General features: G+C 58.4%; 13 protein-coding genes. 8 read left to right on the top strand and 5 right to left on the bottom strand.

The window, feature by feature from the left end:
- Positions 1 to 32 precede the first annotated feature (32 nt).
- The 6 genes from dprA (at position 33) to EDC23_RS00285 (ending at position 7,649) form a co-directional block, all read left to right on the top strand.
- Positions 33 to 1,151 (top strand): DNA-processing protein DprA, encoded by a 1,119-nt coding sequence (dprA, locus tag EDC23_RS00310; protein ID WP_134080284.1) that lies wholly within the window; start codon positions 33 to 35, stop codon positions 1,149 to 1,151.
- Between the two features lie 12 nt (positions 1,152 to 1,163).
- Positions 1,164 to 1,643 (top strand): DUF494 family protein, encoded by a 480-nt coding sequence (locus tag EDC23_RS00305; RefSeq protein ID WP_134080283.1) that lies wholly within the window; start codon positions 1,164 to 1,166, stop codon positions 1,641 to 1,643.
- Between the two features lie 76 nt (positions 1,644 to 1,719).
- Positions 1,720 to 4,023: a type I DNA topoisomerase gene (topA, locus tag EDC23_RS00300; RefSeq protein WP_134080282.1), complete on the top strand. Its 2,304-nt coding sequence runs from the start codon at positions 1,720 to 1,722 to the stop codon at positions 4,021 to 4,023.
- A 330-nt stretch (positions 4,024 to 4,353) separates the two neighbouring features.
- Complete coding sequence (locus EDC23_RS00295) at positions 4,354 to 4,905, top strand: L-threonylcarbamoyladenylate synthase (protein WP_134080281.1); 552 nt, start codon at positions 4,354 to 4,356, stop codon at positions 4,903 to 4,905.
- Between the two features lie 385 nt (positions 4,906 to 5,290).
- Positions 5,291 to 6,202 (top strand): oxygen-dependent coproporphyrinogen oxidase, encoded by a 912-nt coding sequence (gene hemF / locus EDC23_RS00290; protein WP_134080280.1) that lies wholly within the window; start codon positions 5,291 to 5,293, stop codon positions 6,200 to 6,202.
- Between the two features lie 271 nt (positions 6,203 to 6,473).
- On the top strand, positions 6,474 to 7,649 hold the full coding sequence (locus tag EDC23_RS00285) for an NAD(P)/FAD-dependent oxidoreductase (protein WP_134080279.1): 1,176 nt from the start codon (positions 6,474 to 6,476) through the stop codon (positions 7,647 to 7,649).
- Here EDC23_RS00285 and EDC23_RS00280 read toward each other — a convergent pair.
- The gene (locus tag EDC23_RS00280) at positions 7,646 to 7,999 is read right to left on the bottom strand and encodes an Hpt domain-containing protein (protein WP_134080278.1); all 354 of its coding nucleotides are present in this window, start codon (positions 7,997 to 7,999) and stop codon (positions 7,646 to 7,648) included. The two genes, EDC23_RS00285 and EDC23_RS00280, sit on opposite strands and share 4 nt — an antisense overlap.
- A gap of 147 nt (positions 8,000 to 8,146) precedes the next feature.
- Here EDC23_RS00280 and uvrD point away from each other — a divergent pair, with 147 nt between their 5' ends.
- On the top strand, positions 8,147 to 10,318 hold the full coding sequence (uvrD, locus tag EDC23_RS00275; protein ID WP_134080277.1) for a DNA helicase II: 2,172 nt from the start codon (positions 8,147 to 8,149) through the stop codon (positions 10,316 to 10,318).
- 12 nt (positions 10,319 to 10,330) lie between these two features.
- Here uvrD and EDC23_RS00270 read toward each other — a convergent pair whose 3' ends face one another.
- Positions 10,331 to 13,186, bottom strand: coding sequence for an EAL domain-containing protein (locus EDC23_RS00270; RefSeq protein ID WP_134080276.1), 2,856 nt, complete (start codon positions 13,184 to 13,186; stop codon positions 10,331 to 10,333).
- A gap of 205 nt (positions 13,187 to 13,391) precedes the next feature.
- On the opposite strand from EDC23_RS00270, the gene EDC23_RS00265 reads away from it, so the two are divergent.
- On the top strand, positions 13,392 to 14,480 hold the full coding sequence (locus EDC23_RS00265; protein WP_134080275.1) for a TRAP transporter substrate-binding protein: 1,089 nt from the start codon (positions 13,392 to 13,394) through the stop codon (positions 14,478 to 14,480).
- 270 nt (positions 14,481 to 14,750) lie between these two features.
- Here the strand turns inward: EDC23_RS00265 and msrB are convergent, their stop codons facing one another.
- The 3 genes from msrB to EDC23_RS00250 all read right to left on the bottom strand — a co-directional run bounded on the left by msrB (position 14,751) and on the right by EDC23_RS00250 (position 17,571).
- Positions 14,751 to 15,152 (bottom strand): peptide-methionine (R)-S-oxide reductase MsrB, encoded by a 402-nt coding sequence (gene msrB / locus EDC23_RS00260; protein WP_134080274.1) that lies wholly within the window; start codon positions 15,150 to 15,152, stop codon positions 14,751 to 14,753.
- A gap of 495 nt (positions 15,153 to 15,647) precedes the next feature.
- Positions 15,648 to 17,033, bottom strand: a complete 1,386-nt coding sequence (locus EDC23_RS00255) for a TRAP transporter large permease (protein WP_134080273.1) — start codon at positions 17,031 to 17,033, stop codon at positions 15,648 to 15,650.
- Between the two features lies 1 nt (position 17,034).
- Positions 17,035 to 17,571 (bottom strand): TRAP transporter small permease subunit, encoded by a 537-nt coding sequence (locus EDC23_RS00250; protein ID WP_134080272.1) that lies wholly within the window; start codon positions 17,569 to 17,571, stop codon positions 17,035 to 17,037.
- Between the last annotated feature and the right edge of the window lie 203 nt (positions 17,572 to 17,774).

Raw genomic sequence — 17,774 nt, 5'->3', positions numbered from 1 at the left:
ACCAAACGGAACTTGGTCGGGACACTTCTTATATGGCTGACGAACAGGAATCATTACGCCCCTGGCTGGTGCTTCATCGGGCCCCGCATATCGGCCCCGCGACCTTTTACTCCCTGATAGAGCGTTTTGGCAGCCCCGGGAAGGTTCTCGGCGCCGGATCGGCGGCGTTGCGCGCGGCGGGCCTGCGGGAGGAGACGGTGGCGGCATTAAACGCTCCGGATGAGGCCGCGATCGAGGCCGATCTGGCCTGGGCGACGCAGCCCGGGGCCCATATTCTGACGCTGGCGGACACCCGTTATCCGGCCCGGTTGCGGACACTGGCCGATCCCCCGCCGCTGCTGTACGTCTATGGCGATCCCGATTGCCTGGAGCTGCCGCAACTGGCCATGGTCGGCAGCCGCAATCCGACCCCGGCCGGTCGCGAAACGGCGCAGGAGTTTGCCCGCCACCTGGGCGGCCGGGGCTTGACCATCACCAGCGGCCTGGCGCTGGGTATCGATGCCGCCAGCCACCAGGGCGCCCTGGCGGGCGGCGGCTACAGTGTGGCGGTGGTCGGCACCGGCCTGGATCGGGTCTACCCGGCCCGCCATCGTGAGCTGGCCCACGAGATCGCCCGGCACGGTGCGCTGGTCTCGGAATTCTCCCCCGGCACGCCGCCGCTGGCGGGGAATTTCCCGCGGCGCAACCGCATTATCAGCGGCCTGGCGGTAGGGGTGCTGGTGGTGGAAGCCGCGCGGCAAAGCGGGTCATTGATTACCGCCCGGCTGGCGCTGGAGCAGGGGCGCGAAGTCTTCGCCGTGCCCGGCTCGATCCATAATCCCCAGGCCCGGGGCTGCCACCAGCTGCTGCGCCAGGGAGCCAAGCTGGTCGAAACGGCGCAGGATGTGCTCGAAGAGCTGGGCGAACTGGTGGGGTATCAAGTCACAGCGGATGCCTCCTCTGGTGAACCGAGTACGGCGGATCCGAAGGCTGAACTCGACGCCGAGTATCAAAAAGTGCTGGAGTGTATCGGTCACGAGCCGACATCCGTAGATACGGTAGTAGAACGCAGTGGATTGACGGCCGATGCCGTTTGTTCCATGCTCTTGGTGCTGGAATTGCAAGGCTTTGTTGCCGCCACCAATGGCGGCCATTATTGCCAGACCTGTTAGAGGGGTAAAAAGATGAAAGAGAGTGTACTCGACGTATTGATGTATCTGTTTGAAAACTATATGAATGATGAAATAGAATTCGATACGGACGAGGAAACACTGCGCGTGGAACTGCAAGAAGCGGGTTTCCGCCAGGTGGAAATCACCCGCGCCTTTGAATGGCTGGAAGGCTTGGTGGCGATGCAGGATGACCCCTCGATCTACAGTGGCAAAACCACCGGATCGATTCGCATCTATACCGCCGAAGAGTGTGAAAAGCTGGATATTGAAGCCCGCGGCTTTTTGCTGTTTCTGGAGCAGACCGGCGTACTGGATCACTACACTCGTGAAATGGTTGTCGACCGGGTCATGGCCCTGGGTGAAGATGAAATCGACCTGGAACAGCTCAAATGGGTCGTCCTGATGGTACTGTTTAATCAACCGGGCAGGGAAGCGGCATTCGCCTGGATGGAAGATCTGGTGTTCGACGAAATGCCCGGTATTCTGCATTGAGTTGGCAAAACAAGCAGATTTAAACATAGTGCCCGCTAAACGCGGGCATTTGCTTTTATAAGAGTAATTTAAACTTATGGCAAAAAGTCTGGTCATCGTTGAGTCGCCCGCAAAGGCCAAAACGATCAAAAAATATCTCGGCAAGGACTATGAGGTCCTGGCTTCCTATGGTCATGTGCGTGATCTGTTGCCCAAGGAGGGGGCGGTCGATCCCGAACATGACTTTGCCATGAAGTACCAGCTGATCGAAAAAAACGAAAAGCATATCGATGCGATTATCAAATCCCTGAAAAAAGCCGACAACCTGTATCTTGCCACTGACCCGGATCGCGAGGGTGAAGCGATTGCCTGGCATCTGTATGAGATCCTCAAGGACCGGGACGTGCTCAACGACAAACATGTCGGTCGCGTGGCGTTCAACGAAATTACCAAGAGCGCGGTCAATGATGCGGTTTCGCACCCGCGTGAACTATCCGACGACCTGATCCACGCCCAGCTGGCGCGCCGCGCGCTGGACTATCTGGTGGGCTTCAATCTCTCGCCGTTGTTATGGAAAAAAATCCGTCGCGGTCTGTCCGCCGGCCGGGTACAGAGTCCGGCGCTGCGTTTGATCGTCGAGCGCGAGATCGAGATTGAAAATTTCAAGCCCAAAGAATACTGGAGCATGGATGCCGAAGTGGAACAGGACAAGCAGGCATTTACCGCCAAGCTGACCTATCTTCAGGGCAAGAAAGTCAGCCAGTTTACGATTAATAACGAGAAAAAGGCCAAAGAGGCCGAACAGACATTAAGCGGTGCCGCCAACGGCAAGCTCACGGTCCACAAGGTCGAAAAGAAACAGCGCAAGCGTAACCCGGCCGCGCCGTTTACCACCTCGACCGTGCAACAGGAAGCCTCGCGCAAACTCGGCTTTACCGCACGCAAGACCATGAGCGTCGCCCAGCAGTTGTATGAAGGGATCGATCTTGGCGGTGAAACCGTGGGTCTGATCACCTACATGCGTACCGACTCGGTCAATCTGGCCGACGAAGCCCTGACCGAGATCCGCCAGTTTATTCAGGACAAGTACGGCGCCGATAACCTGCCCAAGGAGCCGCGCCAGTTCAAGACCAAATCCAAGAACGCCCAGGAAGCGCACGAGGCGATTCGCCCGACCTCGGTATTGCACGAGCCGGCGCAGATTAAAAAGCACCTGAGCAAGGATCAGTTTCGTCTGTATGAGCTGATCTGGAAACGTACCGTCGCCTGTCAGATGATCCATGCCACCATGGATACCGTGGCCGTGGATCTGGCCGCCGGCAGTCCGGACAACCTGTTTCGCGCCAACGGCTCGACCGTGGTCAAGCCCGGTTTCATGGCGCTGTACCTGGAAAGCGAGGATGACAGCAAGAAGGACAAGGATGACAAAGACCGCATTCTGCCGCCGATGAAGGAAGGCGATGTGGTCGAGCTGCTCAAGATCCTCCCCGAGCAGCACTTCACCGAACCGCCGCCGCGCTATTCGGAAGCCAGCCTGGTCAAGGCGCTGGAAGAGTACGGCATCGGCCGACCTTCGACTTATGCCTCGATCATCTCCACCTTGCAACAGCGTGAATACGTGGAGATGGACAAGAAGCGCTTCATTCCCACCGACGTGGGACGTATCGTCAACAAGTTCCTCACCGAACATTTCCCCCAGTACGTGGACTACGAGTTCACCGCGCACATGGAAGACGATCTGGATGCCATCGCCCGCGGTGAGAAAGACTGGGTGCCGATGATGAAGGATTTCTGGAAACCTTTCCACGAACTGGTCGAAGAGAAGGACAAGAGTGTGGATCGCAAGGACGTGACCCACGAGCAGATCGATGAGAAGTGTCCCAAGTGCGGCGGCAGTCTGGCCATCCGACTGGGCCGGCGCGGTCGCTTTATCGGCTGTAACAACTATCCCGAGTGCGATTACACCCGCAACGTCAACGAGGACGCCAACGCCGAACCGGAAGTGATTGAAGGGCGCAAGTGTCCCGACTGCGAATCGGACCTGATTATCCGTCACGGGCGTTACGGCAAGTTCATCGGCTGCAGCGGTTATCCCGATTGTCGCTATATCGAACCGCTGGAGAAACCGGAGAACACCGGTGTCCAGTGTCCCGAGTGCAAACAGGGCAGCATGCTCAAGCGTAAGGCGCGTAGCGGCAAGATCTTCTTCTCCTGCGAACGCTATCCCGACTGCAAATACGCCGTCTGGAATCAGCCGCTCAACGAAGCCTGTCCCCAGTGCGGCTGGCCGATGCTGACCCTCAAGACCACCAAGCGCCGCGGCACCGAAAAGGTCTGCCCGCAAAAAGAGTGTAATTACAGCGAACAGGTGGAAACCGAAGAAGAGGCGGAGCAGGAATAAGGGCGCAGTTAGCAGACGGCAGTTGGCAGTTTGCAGTCGGAAGTCGTGAATCGTTAATCGTGGACGAATTGACTTGCTGAGCCTTGGCCCGGTGCAGGTGCGGCTGCGCCGCAGTACGATCTGGAATAATCCGCGAATGCACGCGAATAAACGCCAATAAAATTATTTATTAAGGCAATTCGTACTCACCGGGACAATATCGTTTAGTGCGTGAACCTGGCTGTTAGATTTTTCTGATGAATTTGCTTGTGAAGTATAAAGGCTTTTCATTAGCGTTAATTAGCGTGCATTTGCGGATTAACAATATTGCGATACAAGAGTGGGGTGCGCGTGTCTTCATCAATCCAGCGAGCAGTCCAGGTATTACATGATGGCGGGGTGATTGCCTATCCCACCGAGGCGGTCTATGGTCTCGGTTGTGACCCGGACGATCAGGCGGCCATCGAAAAGATTCTTGCGCTCAAGCAACGGGAACGGAGCAAGGGACTGATCCTGATCGCCAGCAGTGTCGATCAGGTGCAACCTTATCTGGAAGAATTGCCGCAGGAAGCGCGGCACCGGGTTCTGGCCAGCTGGCCGGGACCATTTACCTGGTTGTGGCCGGCCAAAGCGGACACGAGTGAGTGGTTGCGAGGCGACTTTGCCACGCTGGCGGTCCGCGTCACCGCCCATCCGCTGGCGCGGGAACTGTGCCAGGCCTTCGGCAAGCCGCTGGTTTCGACCAGCGCCAACCTCAGCGGCCGGCCACCGGCGCGTACGGCTGCGGAAGTGCGTGAACAGTTCGGTGAGCAGGTAGATTTCGTGCTAGAGGGTGAAGTCGGCCCGCACAGCAGCCCGACCGAAATCCGCGATGCACTCAGTGGTGAGCTGATCCGGGGATAAAAAAACTCACCGCAGAGACGCAAGCCCTTCGGGCAGGTACGAGGTGCCAGGAGCTAGTAACGTAGGTCACGCTGGCGATAGCCTGCGTGATAGCTGATGTTTATAAAACCTCACCACGAAGACGCGAAGATACGAAGGAAAATTAATCTACTTCGAGACTTCGTGTCTTCGTGGTAAAAAGTAGTCCGATATATGGAAGGTCAGGCAGCGCTGCCCACGACCTGACCTTGTGGCTCGGAATAATGGGGCCGTATGAAATTTTAGTCCGCAAATGAACGCTAATAAACGCAAATTTTTATTTTTATATTCGCGGTAATTTGTGTGTTATGCGGATCAGTGCATTAAGCAGAATGATTCAAAATAAAAAATCAGAGTTGAAATAGTCATGAGTGAAGTCAATCCCGAAGCGGTCAAAACCTATCTGCTGAATCTGCAGGATGAAATCTGTCATGCCCTGGCCGAGGAGGATGGCGGCGACGGGTTTGTCGAGGACAGCTGGGAACGTGAGGAAGGCGGTGGCGGCCGATCCCGCGTACTGGAAGAAGGCAAGGTGTTCGAAAAAGCGGGCATCAACTTCTCGCACGTATACGGCCCCGGTCTGCCGGCGTCGGCCACCGCGCACCGTCCCGAACTGGCCGGACGCAGTTTTCAGGCCATGGGGGTGTCGCTGGTCATTCATCCGCGCAATCCCTATGTGCCCACCTCGCACGCCAATGTGCGGTTCTTTGTTGCCGAAAAAGAGGGCGCCGATCCGGTCTGGTGGTTCGGCGGCGGGTTCGATCTGACGCCGTTCTATCCGTTTCGCGAGGATGTCATTCACTGGCATAGCGTAGCAAAACAGGCCTGTGATCCGTTCGGCGAGGAGGTCTATGCCCGCTATAAAAAATGGTGTGACGACTATTTCTATATCAAACACCGTGACGAGACCCGCGGCGTCGGGGGGCTGTTTTTCGATGATCTGAATGAATGGGGCTTCGACAAGAGCTTCGCGTTCATGCAGAGCGTCGGCGATCATTTTATTCCGGCCTATCGTCCGATTGTGACCCAACGCAAGGATCACGAGTACGGCGAGCGCGAACGGGACTTCCAGCTGTATCGCCGCGGGCGCTATGTGGAATTCAACCTGGTCTACGATCGCGGCACCCTGTTCGGCCTGCAGACCGGCGGACGCACCGAATCGATCCTTATGTCCCTGCCGCCGCTGACCCAATGGCGCTACAACTGGCAGCCCGAGCCGGGAACGCCCGAAGCCGAACTCTACAACCACTACCTGCAACCGCAGGATTGGCTGGCATAGACAAGAGCATTAACGCAGAGGCGCCGGCCCTTCGGGCAGGTACTAGGTGCTAGTGCGTAGGTCACGCTGGCGATAGCCTGCGTGACACCGCTCGAATGGGGTGTCAGGTAGCGCTATCGCGCAACCTGACCTACGACTTATGGACGACAGTACCGAAACGGCAAGACAGAAGAACATATTGTAGAGTCGTCTTGGAATTGACATCATGGTTATTATCAAGTGACAGGACGCGAGTTCGACACTCTTTCAACATAATCCGGAAATCGAATCGATGCCACAATCTGAATACGACCTGGTAATCATTGGCAGCGGCCTGGCCGGCTACACCCTGGCCCGGGAATTCCGCAAGCTGGATACGACGGCGCGGCTGTTGATCATCAGCCGGGATGACGGGGTGTTTTATTCCAAACCGATGCTCTCCAATGCGCTGGCGGGTAACAAGACACCCGATCAGCTGGTGATGAAACCGGTCGAGAAAATGCGCGAGGAGCTGGCGGCCGATATCTGGCTGGAGACTGATATTACGTCAATCGACTCGCAGGCACATCAGCTTGTAAGCAGCCAGGGTGAGGTGAAGTACGGCCAGCTGGTACTGGGGCTTGGTGCCGCGCCGCGACAGTTGCCTTTGCAGGGGGAGGCCGCCGATCAGGTGATCAGTGTCAACGATCTCACTGCCTATCGCACGTTCCGTCAGCAGCTGGAGGGCAAGCAGCAGATCACGGTGATCGGTCCGGGGCTGGTGGGGTGTGAATTCGCCAATGATCTGTTGCGCAGCGGCCACCAGGTACAGGTGGTCGGGCCGGATTCCTATCCGTTGAGTCTGTTGTTGCCCGAAGCGATCGGCCAGCGTATGCAAAAGGTACTGGCGGAGAAAGGTTTTGAGTGGTATCTGGCGCGCACGGTGGATCGAATCGATCGGCAGGATGGGGGACTGAAACTGACCCTCTCCGACGCCACCGAACTGCAGAGCGATTTTGTTCTGTCCGCCGCCGGGCTGGTGCCCAATATTGAACTGGCCCAGGCCGCGGGATTAAAGGTCAATCGTGGGATAGAAGTGGATCGCCGGCTGGCCACCAGCGCCCCGGATATCTATGCTCTGGGCGATTGTGCCGAGGTGGACGGTTTGTGGTTGCCGTATGTGATGCCGATCATGAACGCCGCGCGGGCGCTGGCCAAAACCCTGGCCAGCGAGCCGACCGATCTGGTGTATCCGCCCATGCCGGTGGTGGTTAAAACCCCGGACTTTCCGCTGGTCATCTCGCCACCGCCCAAAGCGGCGGGCGACGGTCAATGGCAAATCGAGAGTGATGACAGTGGCCTGCGAGCCCTGTTTGTCGGTACCGATGAGCGGTTGCTGGGATTTGTCTTGACCGAAGAGAAGGTCAAGGAGAAGCAAAGCCTTACCAAACAACTGCCCAACGTACTGGATAGCGCACCTAGTCCCTAGTCCCTGATTTCGTCGGCGGCCTGCTCGGCCTGTTCTGTCAGTTGCCGCAGGTGGTGGTCGATCTGTTGCGACAGCGTGGCATCCAGCGACTGCTCCTGCTCGATCACGGCCCGCAGCAGCTGTTCGATCGCCCGGCAATGTTCGGTCACCCGGGCAAAGCCGTAGCTGGTCCCGGTGCCGGCCAGCGTGTGGCATTGACGCATTAGCTGCTCCAGGCCGTCGGGCGTCATGTTCTCCCCCAGCGCCTGCCAGTCACGCTGGATCGCCGCGATCTTCGCCGGTAGCTGGCGGGCGTATTTCCGTTGCAGCTGCGCGAGACGGCCCTGAATGTTGTTCGGTTTGTTATGCATTGTTAGCCGGATTGTCGGGTCATGGGCCGGGATGAACGGGGTTATTGGCCAGTAACACTCCACCAAGTATGGTTGAAAAAGCGGGAAGAGGGAAACTTTGCCGGGACGGATACCCCGTAGCGGGAGCCAGTTTGGTAAACTGGGTCCATGGATATCTCCCAGATTCTCGATCCCCTTAATGATGCCCAGCGCCAGGCGGTGTGTGCCCCGGCCGGTAATGTCCGGGTGCTGGCCGGCGCCGGCAGCGGCAAGACCCGGGTACTGGTGCATCGCATCGCCTGGTTGCTGCAGGCCGAAAATGTCTCGCCTTACGGCATCCTCGCGGTCACCTTTACCAACAAGGCGGCCGGCGAGATGCGCAGCCGGATCGAGCAACTACTCGGGATCCCGGCGGCCGGGTTATGGGTCGGCACCTTTCACGGCATTGCCCATCGCCTGTTGCGCGCGCACTGGAAGGATGTCGATCTGCCGCAAACCTTCCAGATCATGGACAGCGAGGATCAGTTCCGCGCCGTGAAGCGGGTGGTGCGGGAGATGGGCCTGGACGAGGAGCACTGGTCGCCGCGCGAGGCGCAATGGTTTATCAACGCGCGCAAGGACGAAGGCCTGCGTCCGCAACATCTCGAACATCACGGCGATCCCCGCCAGCGCCACATGATCGCCATTTATGAAAATTACGAAGCCGCCTGCCGGCGCGCCGGGCTGGTCGATTTTGCCGAGCTGTTGCTGCGGGCCCACGAGCTGTGGCTCAAACATCCCGACATTCTGGGCCATTATCAGCAGCGTTTTCGCCACATTCTGGTGGACGAGTTTCAGGACACCAATACCATCCAGTATGCCTTCGTGCGATTGCTGGCCGGACAGAGCGGCCAGGTCTTCGCCGTCGGCGACGATGATCAGTCAATCTATGGCTGGCGCGGTGCCCGGGTGGAAAATATTCATCAGTTCGCCCAGGACTTTGCTCAGACCAGCACGTTTCGCCTGGAACAGAATTACCGTTCCACCTCGACCATTCTCAACGGTGCCAACGCCCTGATCGCCAATAACACGGATCGCCTGGGCAAGCATCTGTGGACCGCCGGCCAGGAAGGCGAACTGATCCGGCTGTACGGCGCGTTCAACGAACAGGAGGAGGCGCGTTATGTGATCGAGCAGATCCAGGAGTGGATCGAGCAGGGCGGCGCGCGCAGCGAGTGCGCGTTACTGTATCGCTCCAATGCCCAGTCGCGGGTGCTGGAAGAGGCGTTGTTCCAGGCGCGCATTCCCTACCGGGTTTACGGCGGGCTGCGCTTTTTCGAACGCCAGGAGATCAAGGATGCGCTGGCCTATCTGCGTCTGGCGGTCAACCACGGGGATGACGCCTCGCTGGAGCGCATTATCAACGTGCCGACCCGCGGTATCGGCAATCGTACCGTGGCCGCCGTGCGCGACGAGGCCCGTCACAGCGGCAGTTCCATGTGGCAGGCCATGCAGCATGTGATCGAACACAAGCAGCTGGCTGCCCGCGCCCTGGGGGCGTTGCAGAACTTTGCCCGGTTGATCGAGAAACTGGGCACGGATATCCGCGAGCTGGAGCTGCACGAGCAGATCGAACAGGTGATACAGGCCAGCGGTCTGATCGCCCATTACGAAAAAGAGAAGGGCGAGCGCGGCCAGGCGCGCATCGAAAACCTCGAGGAGCTGGTCAGTGCCGGACGCGCCTTCGAGCCGGAGCAGATCGAGGACGACGAACCCGAACCGGATCCCCTGTCGGCCTTTTTGTCCCATGCCGCGCTCGAGGCGGGCGAACGCCAGGCCGACGAGTGGGATGACTGCGTACAGTTGATGACCCTGCACTCGGCCAAGGGGCTGGAGTTCAAGCAGGTCTTCATGTGCGGGATGGAAGAGGGGCTGTTTCCTCATCGGCTCTCGGCGGAAGACCCGGTCCGGCTCGAAGAGGAGCGGCGCCTCTGTTATGTGGGGATGACCCGGGCCATGGAGCAGCTGACCCTGAGCTACGCCGAAAAGCGCCGACTCTACGGCGAGGAGCATTACGCCAGGCCGTCGCGCTTTCTCAAGGAGATCCCGCCCGAGCTGATCGAGGAGCAACGTCTCACCGGCGTGGTCACCCCGACTGCCGGCCTGGCATCGGGCGGGGGCGGACTTTCGCTCAACGAATCGGGCTTTGCACTCGGGCAACGGGTCTGTCACGACACCTTCGGTGAAGGGGTGGTGCTCAACTATGAAGGCGAGGGCCGTCACGCCCGGGTACAGATTAACTTCGAGTCCGAAGGCAGCAAGTGGCTGATGGTGGAGTACGCCAACCTGATGACCTGTTGAACGGGTTGTCTTTCAGGCGCTAAGGATTGCCTGCCGCGGAATGCTGGTACGCGGCTTGCCCAGATAATGGCCCTGGGCATAATCGACGCCGAACTCACTCAGTAAGGCCAGGGTCGTCTTGTCCTCGACAAATTCGGCAATAGTCTGTTTGCCCAGGGCATGGGCGATCTGGTTCATGGATCGGACCATCGCCTGATCGATCTCTGAACCGGCCAACCCCTTGACGAAGGAGCCGTCGATCTTGAGTTTGTCCACCGGCAGATGTTTCAGATAAGCAAACGAGGAAAAACCGGTGCCAAAATCATCCAGGGCGAATTGACAGCCGATATCCTTGAGCTGATAGATGAAGCGGGTCGCCTCGCCCAGGTTGGAGATGGCCGCTGACTCGGTAATTTCGAAGGTGAGCGCCCCGGGACGCAGTCCGGTTTCCCGCAGCAGGCTGTTGATCAACGGCAACAGCTCACGGTCTTCAAAGGCGCGCCCCGAAAGGTTGATGGCAAAATGAATACCGTTGTTTTTCTGGTGCAGTTTGGCCAGATATTCCATGGCGCAGCGCACGGTCCAGCGATCCACCTGATTGATCAGCCCGAAGCGTTCGGCGGCCGGCAAGAAACCGCCCGGCAGAATGACTTCACCATCCTCCAGTGACATGCGCAATAACACCTCATAGTCCTCACTCAAACCGCTTTGAATATCCACAATAGGCTGGAAAGCCAGTTTGAAGTGATTATTTTCAAACGCGTCACGTACCCGGCTGGCCCAGCCCATGTCTTCGGCCATGCCGTCACGCTGTTTGTCGCCGGGGTCATAGAGATGCAGACAATTGCGTCCGTGGGATTTGGCGATGTTGCAGGCCAGATCGGCATGCGAGAGCACCTCGTCACCCGAGAGTGAGTGATGCGTTAACATGGCAATCCCGATACTGCCGGTGATATTGAAGGTTTTACCGGCATCCATGAAGCGGTAGTTTTCGAATAACAACCGGATGTTTTCCGCCACGCCTGCAGCCGTTGGGGGATCCACGTCATCCAGTAGCAGGGTGAACTCGTCACCGCCAAAGCGGGCGAGCAGATCCGCTTCACGGGTATGTTCCTGCAGCATCTCGCTGCATTCGAGTAACAGTCGATCGCCGGCGGCATGTCCCAGGGTGTCGTTGATATATTTGAACTGGTCCAGATCCAGATAGAGCAGGGCGCAACTGGCACTACTGCGATAGATCCGGCCAAGTGTGCGTTCCAGTTCGCGCTGAAAGTAATTACGGTTATAGAGGCCGGTCAGCATGTCGTGCTGGGCCTGATAGGCGAGTTCCTGCTCAAAGGCTTTTTGCGCCGAGATGTCCCGGGCCGTCCCCATAATACTGACCACTTCGCCCTCTTCACTCCATTGGGGTTTGGCGTTGAAACTGATGTAACGGCGCTGGCCGTCCTTGTCCAGATGCACGGTTTCATGGTGGAGCAACTCCTGACCTTCCATAATACGTGCCAGGGCCATCTTGTCCCGTTGTTCTGATTCGGGTGCCTGGAATTCATGGTAGTGCCGAAATAACATCTCGCTGGCCTGGTAACCGTAAATACGGCTGACCGCATCATTAAGATAGGTCCAGCGTCCTTCCAGGTCCATGGTCCAGACCAGGTCGTGGGCAGTTTCGACCAGATTGCGATAGCGGGTTTCGGCATCCAGCCGCATCTGTTCGGCGGCTTTGCGTGCCGAGATATCGGCAAGCAGGCAGGTGTAATACAGCTGCCCATCGTTATGCATCAGGCTGATACGTATCGACATGGGAATCGCATGGCCGTGGCGATGCCGGCCTTCCACCTCCAGTTCTTCACAGGGCAGGGTGGCCTCGTCCCGGGGGAGAATAAAATCCGGCAACAGCCAGTCCAGGGGCTTGCCGCGGATCTCCTGTGAATTAAAACCAAAGAGTTTTTCCGCGGCCGGATTAAAGGTTTCGATTGTATGCTGATCATTGACCACGATAATGCCCTCGGCGGCGTGATCGACAATTGCGTGAACATGGCTCTCCTGGTCACCCAGGCGCCGGAACAGCCGGCCCAGCATCTGGATGATATAGCCGGTTTCGTCGGTGGAGCGGGGGCGCAGGCGTCGCGCCATATCATCGTAATTGGTCGCGCCGCTGCCGCTGATCAGATCCTGAACGGGCTGCAGGGATTGTTTGAGACTGCGAATCGAGAGAATGGTCAGGGCAAAGGCGAACAGCCCGAGCGCGGCCCAGATCAGAATCACCTCGCCGGTCAGATACTGGGTCCGCCACCAGTAATATTTCAGCAGGATGGTGCCGGTAAGCAGGGGGATGTATCCCCCCATCAACAACATTCTGGTCTGCAGGCGGACATGCACCTGCTGGAAACCACTGTGTTCCACCAGTCGCCCGATGAGCGCCAACGCGTAAAGATAGCCCGGCATCCCGACCAGGATGGCAATTACCAGCTGCAGCAGGATAAACTGACTGAGGCTGGCGAACGCGGATTGTTCCGCGGGATAGAGTCCCAGCCAGTGTTGCAGGGTCGGCGCCAGCAGGGCGTAAAGCAGGAAAAACAGCCAGTAATGATCGCTGAAGTTCTTCAGTTGCTGATCCAGCGATTCGGGCAGTATGGCGTGTTCGTGCTGGCGAAGCTGCCACTCCCGCAGCGGCCGAAAGTAGCGGTGGAAATAAAAACAGAGTGCTAGCGGCAGCACCAGCGTGGTCACGCTCAGCAGCAGCGTGGCCCGCGCGGAGATCAGCTGATCCGCCTGGACCATGGTAAAAAACCAGGCGGTCGAATAGCCGATAATTGGGGTGAGCGCAAAACTGGCGGTGATGACGACAAGCAGCCGTTGATGAATGCGCCTCAGAGCTTGTTCTTCCATGGCACCCGCATTATTGTTAGGAGTTTGCCGAAACGGGGTCTGAGCTATCTGTTCAATAATGACAGAATAAAATCCGGGATACCAGCCAAGATTGTCGCCGATTCGGTTAGCCCGCTTTGTTAACAATCTGCTGGAACGAAGTGAGTGAAGTTATGATTTCGCAACAGAAAACAGTCTTGAACCAAAACCAGATGGGGACGGAGTAATGAAACGACGCGACTTTCTCAAATCCACCGGGGCCGGCTCCCTGGCGGCCGGCAGCCTGCTGACGGGGATCGGAACGGCCTCTGCCAAAGAGAAGACCAAATTCAAATGGAAAATGGTGACCACCTGGCCGAAGAATTTTCCCGGTCTGGGTACCGGGGCCAACAACCTTGCCGAGCTGATCAATCAGATGAGCAACGGCCGTATCGAGGTCAAGGTTTACGGCGCGGGCGAACTGGTGCCGGCCCTGGAAGTCTTCGATGCCGTGTCGCGCGGTACCGCGCAGATGGGCCACGGCGCCGCCTATTACTGGAAAGGCAAGAGCGAGGCGGCGCAGTTTTTCTCCGCCGTGCCGTTCGGCCTGACCGGTCAGGAGATGAATGGCTGGCTCTATTACGGCGGCGGCATGGCACTATGGGAAGAAGTCTATGCCCAGTTCAACCTGGTTCCGGCCGCGGCCGGCAACACCGGCGTGCAGATGGGCGGCTGGTTCAACAAGGAGATCAACTCGCTGGATGATCTTGAAGGGCTGAAAATGCGCATCCCCGGTCTCGGCGGCGAGGTGTTGAAGCGCGCCGGCGGGACCCCGGTGAATCTGCCCGGCGGCGAGCTGTACACCTCGCTGCAGTCCGGCAACATCGACGCCACCGAGTGGGTCGGACCCTACAACGATCTGGCCTTCGGTCTGCACAAGATCGCCAAATACTATTACTACCCCGGCTGGCACGAACCGGGCACCACCCTGGAAGCGATGATCAACAAGGAAGCTTTCGAGGAGCTGCCCGCGGATCTGCAGAGTATCGTGCTTAGCGCCTGCAAGGCGGTCAATCTGGACATGCTGTCCGAATACACCGCACGCAACAACACGGCACTCAAGACCCTGGTGGAAAAACACAATGTCGATCTGCGCCGCTATCCGGACGATGTACTGAAAAAACTGCGCAACCTCTCCGACGAGGTCGTCGCCGAAGTGGCCGAAAAAGACAAGATGAGCAAGAAAGTCTACGAGTCGTTCAAAAAATTCCGGGACCAGGCGATGGAATGGCATCGCATCTCCGAGCAGACTTACATGGCCGCGCGAGAGATGTAGGAAAAGCTTTTAACGCAGAGAACGCAAAGACGCCAGCCCTTCGGGCAGGGACGAGGTACGAGGGACTAGGAACGAGGTGATTTTGTATGAACTGATTTGTATCACCCCTCCCTTACCCTCCCCTTCAAGGGGAGGGAATGATCTTGTTAGTCGCAAAGATTTTGTTCCCCCTCCCTTTGGGACGAGTCTATGGATGGACTCGGTAGAGCGAAGCAGGATGCCCGAGCCGAGGGGGTCAGGGGGAGGGGATAAATTAAAACTCGTCCCTCGTTACTCGTCACTCGGCACGGCCCGAAGGGCCACGGAGTTGATGCAGTAGCGCAGGCCGGTGGGGGGCGGGCCGTCGGGGAAGACGTGGCCGAGGTGGGCGTCGCAGCGACTGCAATGCACTTCGGTGCGGGTCATGCCGTGGCTGCTGTCTTCGGTGATTTCGATGGCCTCCCCGCTGATCGGTTGCCAGTAACTGGGCCAGCCGGTGCCCGAGTCGAATTTCTCTCTGGAATGAAACAGCGGCTGCCCGCAGCAGATGCAGACATAGGTCCCCGGTGCCTTGCTGTCGCAATACGCCCCGCTGAACGGCCGCTCGGTGCCGTGGCGGCGAGTGATCTGAAACTGCTCCTCGGTCAGCAGTTCCCGCCACTCTTCATCCGACTTTTTGATCTTATCTACCATGATTCCCTTTTACACACAGCGGCGTCATCGAGCAAGGGTTTAAGCTCTGTTTGGGGTAACGGATTAAAACGCGGAGGACGCGGAGGCGCGGAGTCGCAGAGGTGTTAAAAAGTATACTGCGATATAATTGTTGTTTTCTCCGCGCCTCTGCGTCACCGGTCCTCCGCGTTACTTCCCAGAGACCCTGTAAAAAGATGAGACCTGCTCGACTTAAAGTGATGTCACATAGGCTATCGCCAATGTGACCTACGCGGCTTCTTGATTTTTTCTGCCATCATTTACACACAGCAGCATCGAGCAAGAGATTAAGCCCTGTTTGGGGTAACGGATTAAAACGCGGAGGACGCAGAGCCTCGGAGTCGCAGAGGGGTTAATGAACGAATAAACGCATGATGAATATTGCCAGGATACGCGGCTGACCTTAGTCATTATATTCTCCGCGTCTTTGCGCCTCTGCGTCCTCCGCGTTATTTCCCAGAAGGCGGTAAAAGAGGATCAGGGGCCGTAGATGACACCGGGCAGCCAGGTGGCCAGGCCGGGCCAGAGGGCGAGCAGAGCGAGGGCGAACAGCTGGATGGCGATGAAGGGCATGACCCCGCGATAGAGCTGGCCGGTGCTCATGCCCTCGGGGGCGACGCCGCGCAGGTAGAACAGGGCAAAGCCGAAGGGCGGGGTTAAAAACGAGGTCTGCAGGTTGATGGCGATCATGACCCCGAGCCAGACCGGGTCGAGGCCCATCATTAGCAGGATGGGGGCGACGATCGGCACCACCACGAAAGTGATCTCGATAAAGTCGAGAATGAAGCCAAGCAGGAACATCACCAGCATGACCACCAGCATGGCGCCGAGCACCCCGCCGGGGAGGCTGGTGAGAATATCCCGCACTGCCTCGTCGCCGCCGAAGCCGCGAAACACCAGCGAGAAGAGCGAGGCGCCGATGAAGATCAGAAAGACCATGCTGGTGACCTGGGTGGTGGTCCGCATCACCTCGCGCAGTTTGCCCGGGTTAAACTGGCGCTGTAACAGCGCCAGGAGCATGGCACCGATGGCACCCACGGAGGCGGCTTCGGTGGGAGTGGCGGCACCGGCCATGATGGAGCCGAGTACCGCGATGATCAGCAACAGCGGCGGAATCAGGACCTTGATGACCCGGCCGGCCAGTTCCCGGTTACTGATCTGACGTTCAGCCCGGGGCATGGCCGGGACCTTCTCCGGTTGCAGCCAGGCGACACCCAGCAAATAGAGAATATACAGCCCGACCAGCAGCAGTCCGGGTATCAACGCGCCGGCGAACAGATCCCCGACCGAGACGGTCTCGGGGGCAAACAGCCCCATGTCGAGCTGTGCCTCCTGATAGGCCGAGGCGATCACATCGCCCAGCAGGACCAGAATGATCGAGGGCGGGATGATCTGCCCGAGCGTCCCCGAGGCGCAGATGGCGCCGCCGGCCAGGCCCGGGTCGTAGCCGCGGCGCAGCATGGTGGGCAGGGAGAGCAGCCCCATGGTGACCACCGTGGCACCGACGATCCCGGTGCTGGCCGCCAGCAGCATGCCGACCAGAATAACCGAGATCCCCAGCCCGCCGCGTAACGAACCAAACAGCAGGGACATGGTGTCCAGCAGCTGATCGGCCACCCTGGAACGTTCCAGCATCACGCCCATAAAGACAAACAGCGGTACCGCGATCAGGGTCCCGTTGGTCATAATGCCGTACAGCCGGTTGGGCACCGCGTTCAAAAAGGCATCGTCGAAGCTGCCGGTCAGATGGCCGAGCAGGGCAAAGGCCAGTGCCGTCCCGCCCAGCGAAAAGGCCACCGGATAGCCGCTGAGCAGGACCAGTCCGACGCACAGGAACATCAGTAGCGGCATCAGCTCGGCCATCTCAGAGCACCTCGGGGGGATCGTCCGCCGGCGTCGCCGGGCCGCGCCCGCGCAGGACCTGCAGGCTTTGCAGGAAGCGGGCCAGGCCCTGCAGGGATAACAGCAGGGGCATCAGCAACAGCAGGCTCTTGAGCAGGTAGACGAAAGGGAGCCCGCCGGGTTCATTGGAGGTTTCCAGCCGCTCCCAGCTGACCGCGACATACTCCCAGCTGACATAGGCGATGAACAGGCACATGGGCCACAGCAACAGCAGGGTACCCAGCAGATCCACAATGGCTTTACCGCGCGGGCCCAGGCGGTGGTAGAAAATATCCACCCGCACATGCCCCTCGTGACGCAGGGTGTAGCCGGCGCCCAGCATGAAGACCGCGGCATGCAGGTAAGTGATCGCTTCCTGCATGGCGATCCAGCCGGTGTCGAAGCCGTAGCGCAGGACGACCACGGCAAAGGTGATCAGCACCATCAGCAGCGTCAACCAGGCTACGGCGCGGCCGCTCCATTCGCTGAGACTCTCGAGAAAATGGCTGATTTTGTCCATGAAATTGGCGGTTATCCGCTCTGTTCGGGGCGGTGATCCTGCCTGCTGCAAGGGTATTGCGCAAGGGATTGGCTGACGCCCTCAGGGTTTCCCCTGAGGCGAGTTATACACAGTTGGCTAAGTGCATGACACATTTGTGAAAATATTCGAGCACCTGAGGAAAAACGTATAAAACTAATGTAAGCTATTGTTATTTATATAAA

The organism is Thiohalophilus thiocyanatoxydans (assembly GCF_004366735.1).
In the GTDB taxonomy this organism is placed as follows: Bacteria; Pseudomonadota; Gammaproteobacteria; order UBA6429; family Thiohalophilaceae; genus Thiohalophilus; species Thiohalophilus thiocyanatoxydans.
The sequence above is the reverse complement of the archived record's forward strand: the minus strand, read 5'-3'. Positions and strand labels throughout refer to the sequence as shown.

What these genes read in the sequence shown, in the direction of transcription:
- dprA (WP_134080284.1), top strand. Translation starts at nt 33, where the DNA reads ATGGCTGACGAACAGGAATCATTACGCCCCTGGCTGGTGCTTCATCGG.
- EDC23_RS00305 (WP_134080283.1), top strand. Translation starts at nt 1,164, where the DNA reads ATGAAAGAGAGTGTACTCGACGTATTGATGTATCTGTTTGAAAACTAT.
- topA (WP_134080282.1), top strand. Translation starts at nt 1,720, where the DNA reads ATGGCAAAAAGTCTGGTCATCGTTGAGTCGCCCGCAAAGGCCAAAACG.
- hemF (WP_134080280.1), top strand. Translation starts at nt 5,291, where the DNA reads ATGAGTGAAGTCAATCCCGAAGCGGTCAAAACCTATCTGCTGAATCTG.
- EDC23_RS00285 (WP_134080279.1), top strand. Translation starts at nt 6,474, where the DNA reads ATGCCACAATCTGAATACGACCTGGTAATCATTGGCAGCGGCCTGGCC.
- EDC23_RS00280 (WP_134080278.1), bottom strand. Translation starts at nt 7,999, where the DNA reads ATGCATAACAAACCGAACAACATTCAGGGCCGTCTCGCGCAGCTGCAA.
- uvrD (WP_134080277.1), top strand. Translation starts at nt 8,147, where the DNA reads ATGGATATCTCCCAGATTCTCGATCCCCTTAATGATGCCCAGCGCCAG.
- EDC23_RS00270 (WP_134080276.1), bottom strand. Translation starts at nt 13,186, where the DNA reads ATGGAAGAACAAGCTCTGAGGCGCATTCATCAACGGCTGCTTGTCGTC.
- EDC23_RS00265 (WP_134080275.1), top strand. Translation starts at nt 13,392, where the DNA reads ATGAAACGACGCGACTTTCTCAAATCCACCGGGGCCGGCTCCCTGGCG.
- msrB (WP_134080274.1), bottom strand. Translation starts at nt 15,152, where the DNA reads ATGGTAGATAAGATCAAAAAGTCGGATGAAGAGTGGCGGGAACTGCTG.
- EDC23_RS00255 (WP_134080273.1), bottom strand. Translation starts at nt 17,033, where the DNA reads ATGGCCGAGCTGATGCCGCTACTGATGTTCCTGTGCGTCGGACTGGTC.
- EDC23_RS00250 (WP_134080272.1), bottom strand. Translation starts at nt 17,571, where the DNA reads ATGGACAAAATCAGCCATTTTCTCGAGAGTCTCAGCGAATGGAGCGGC.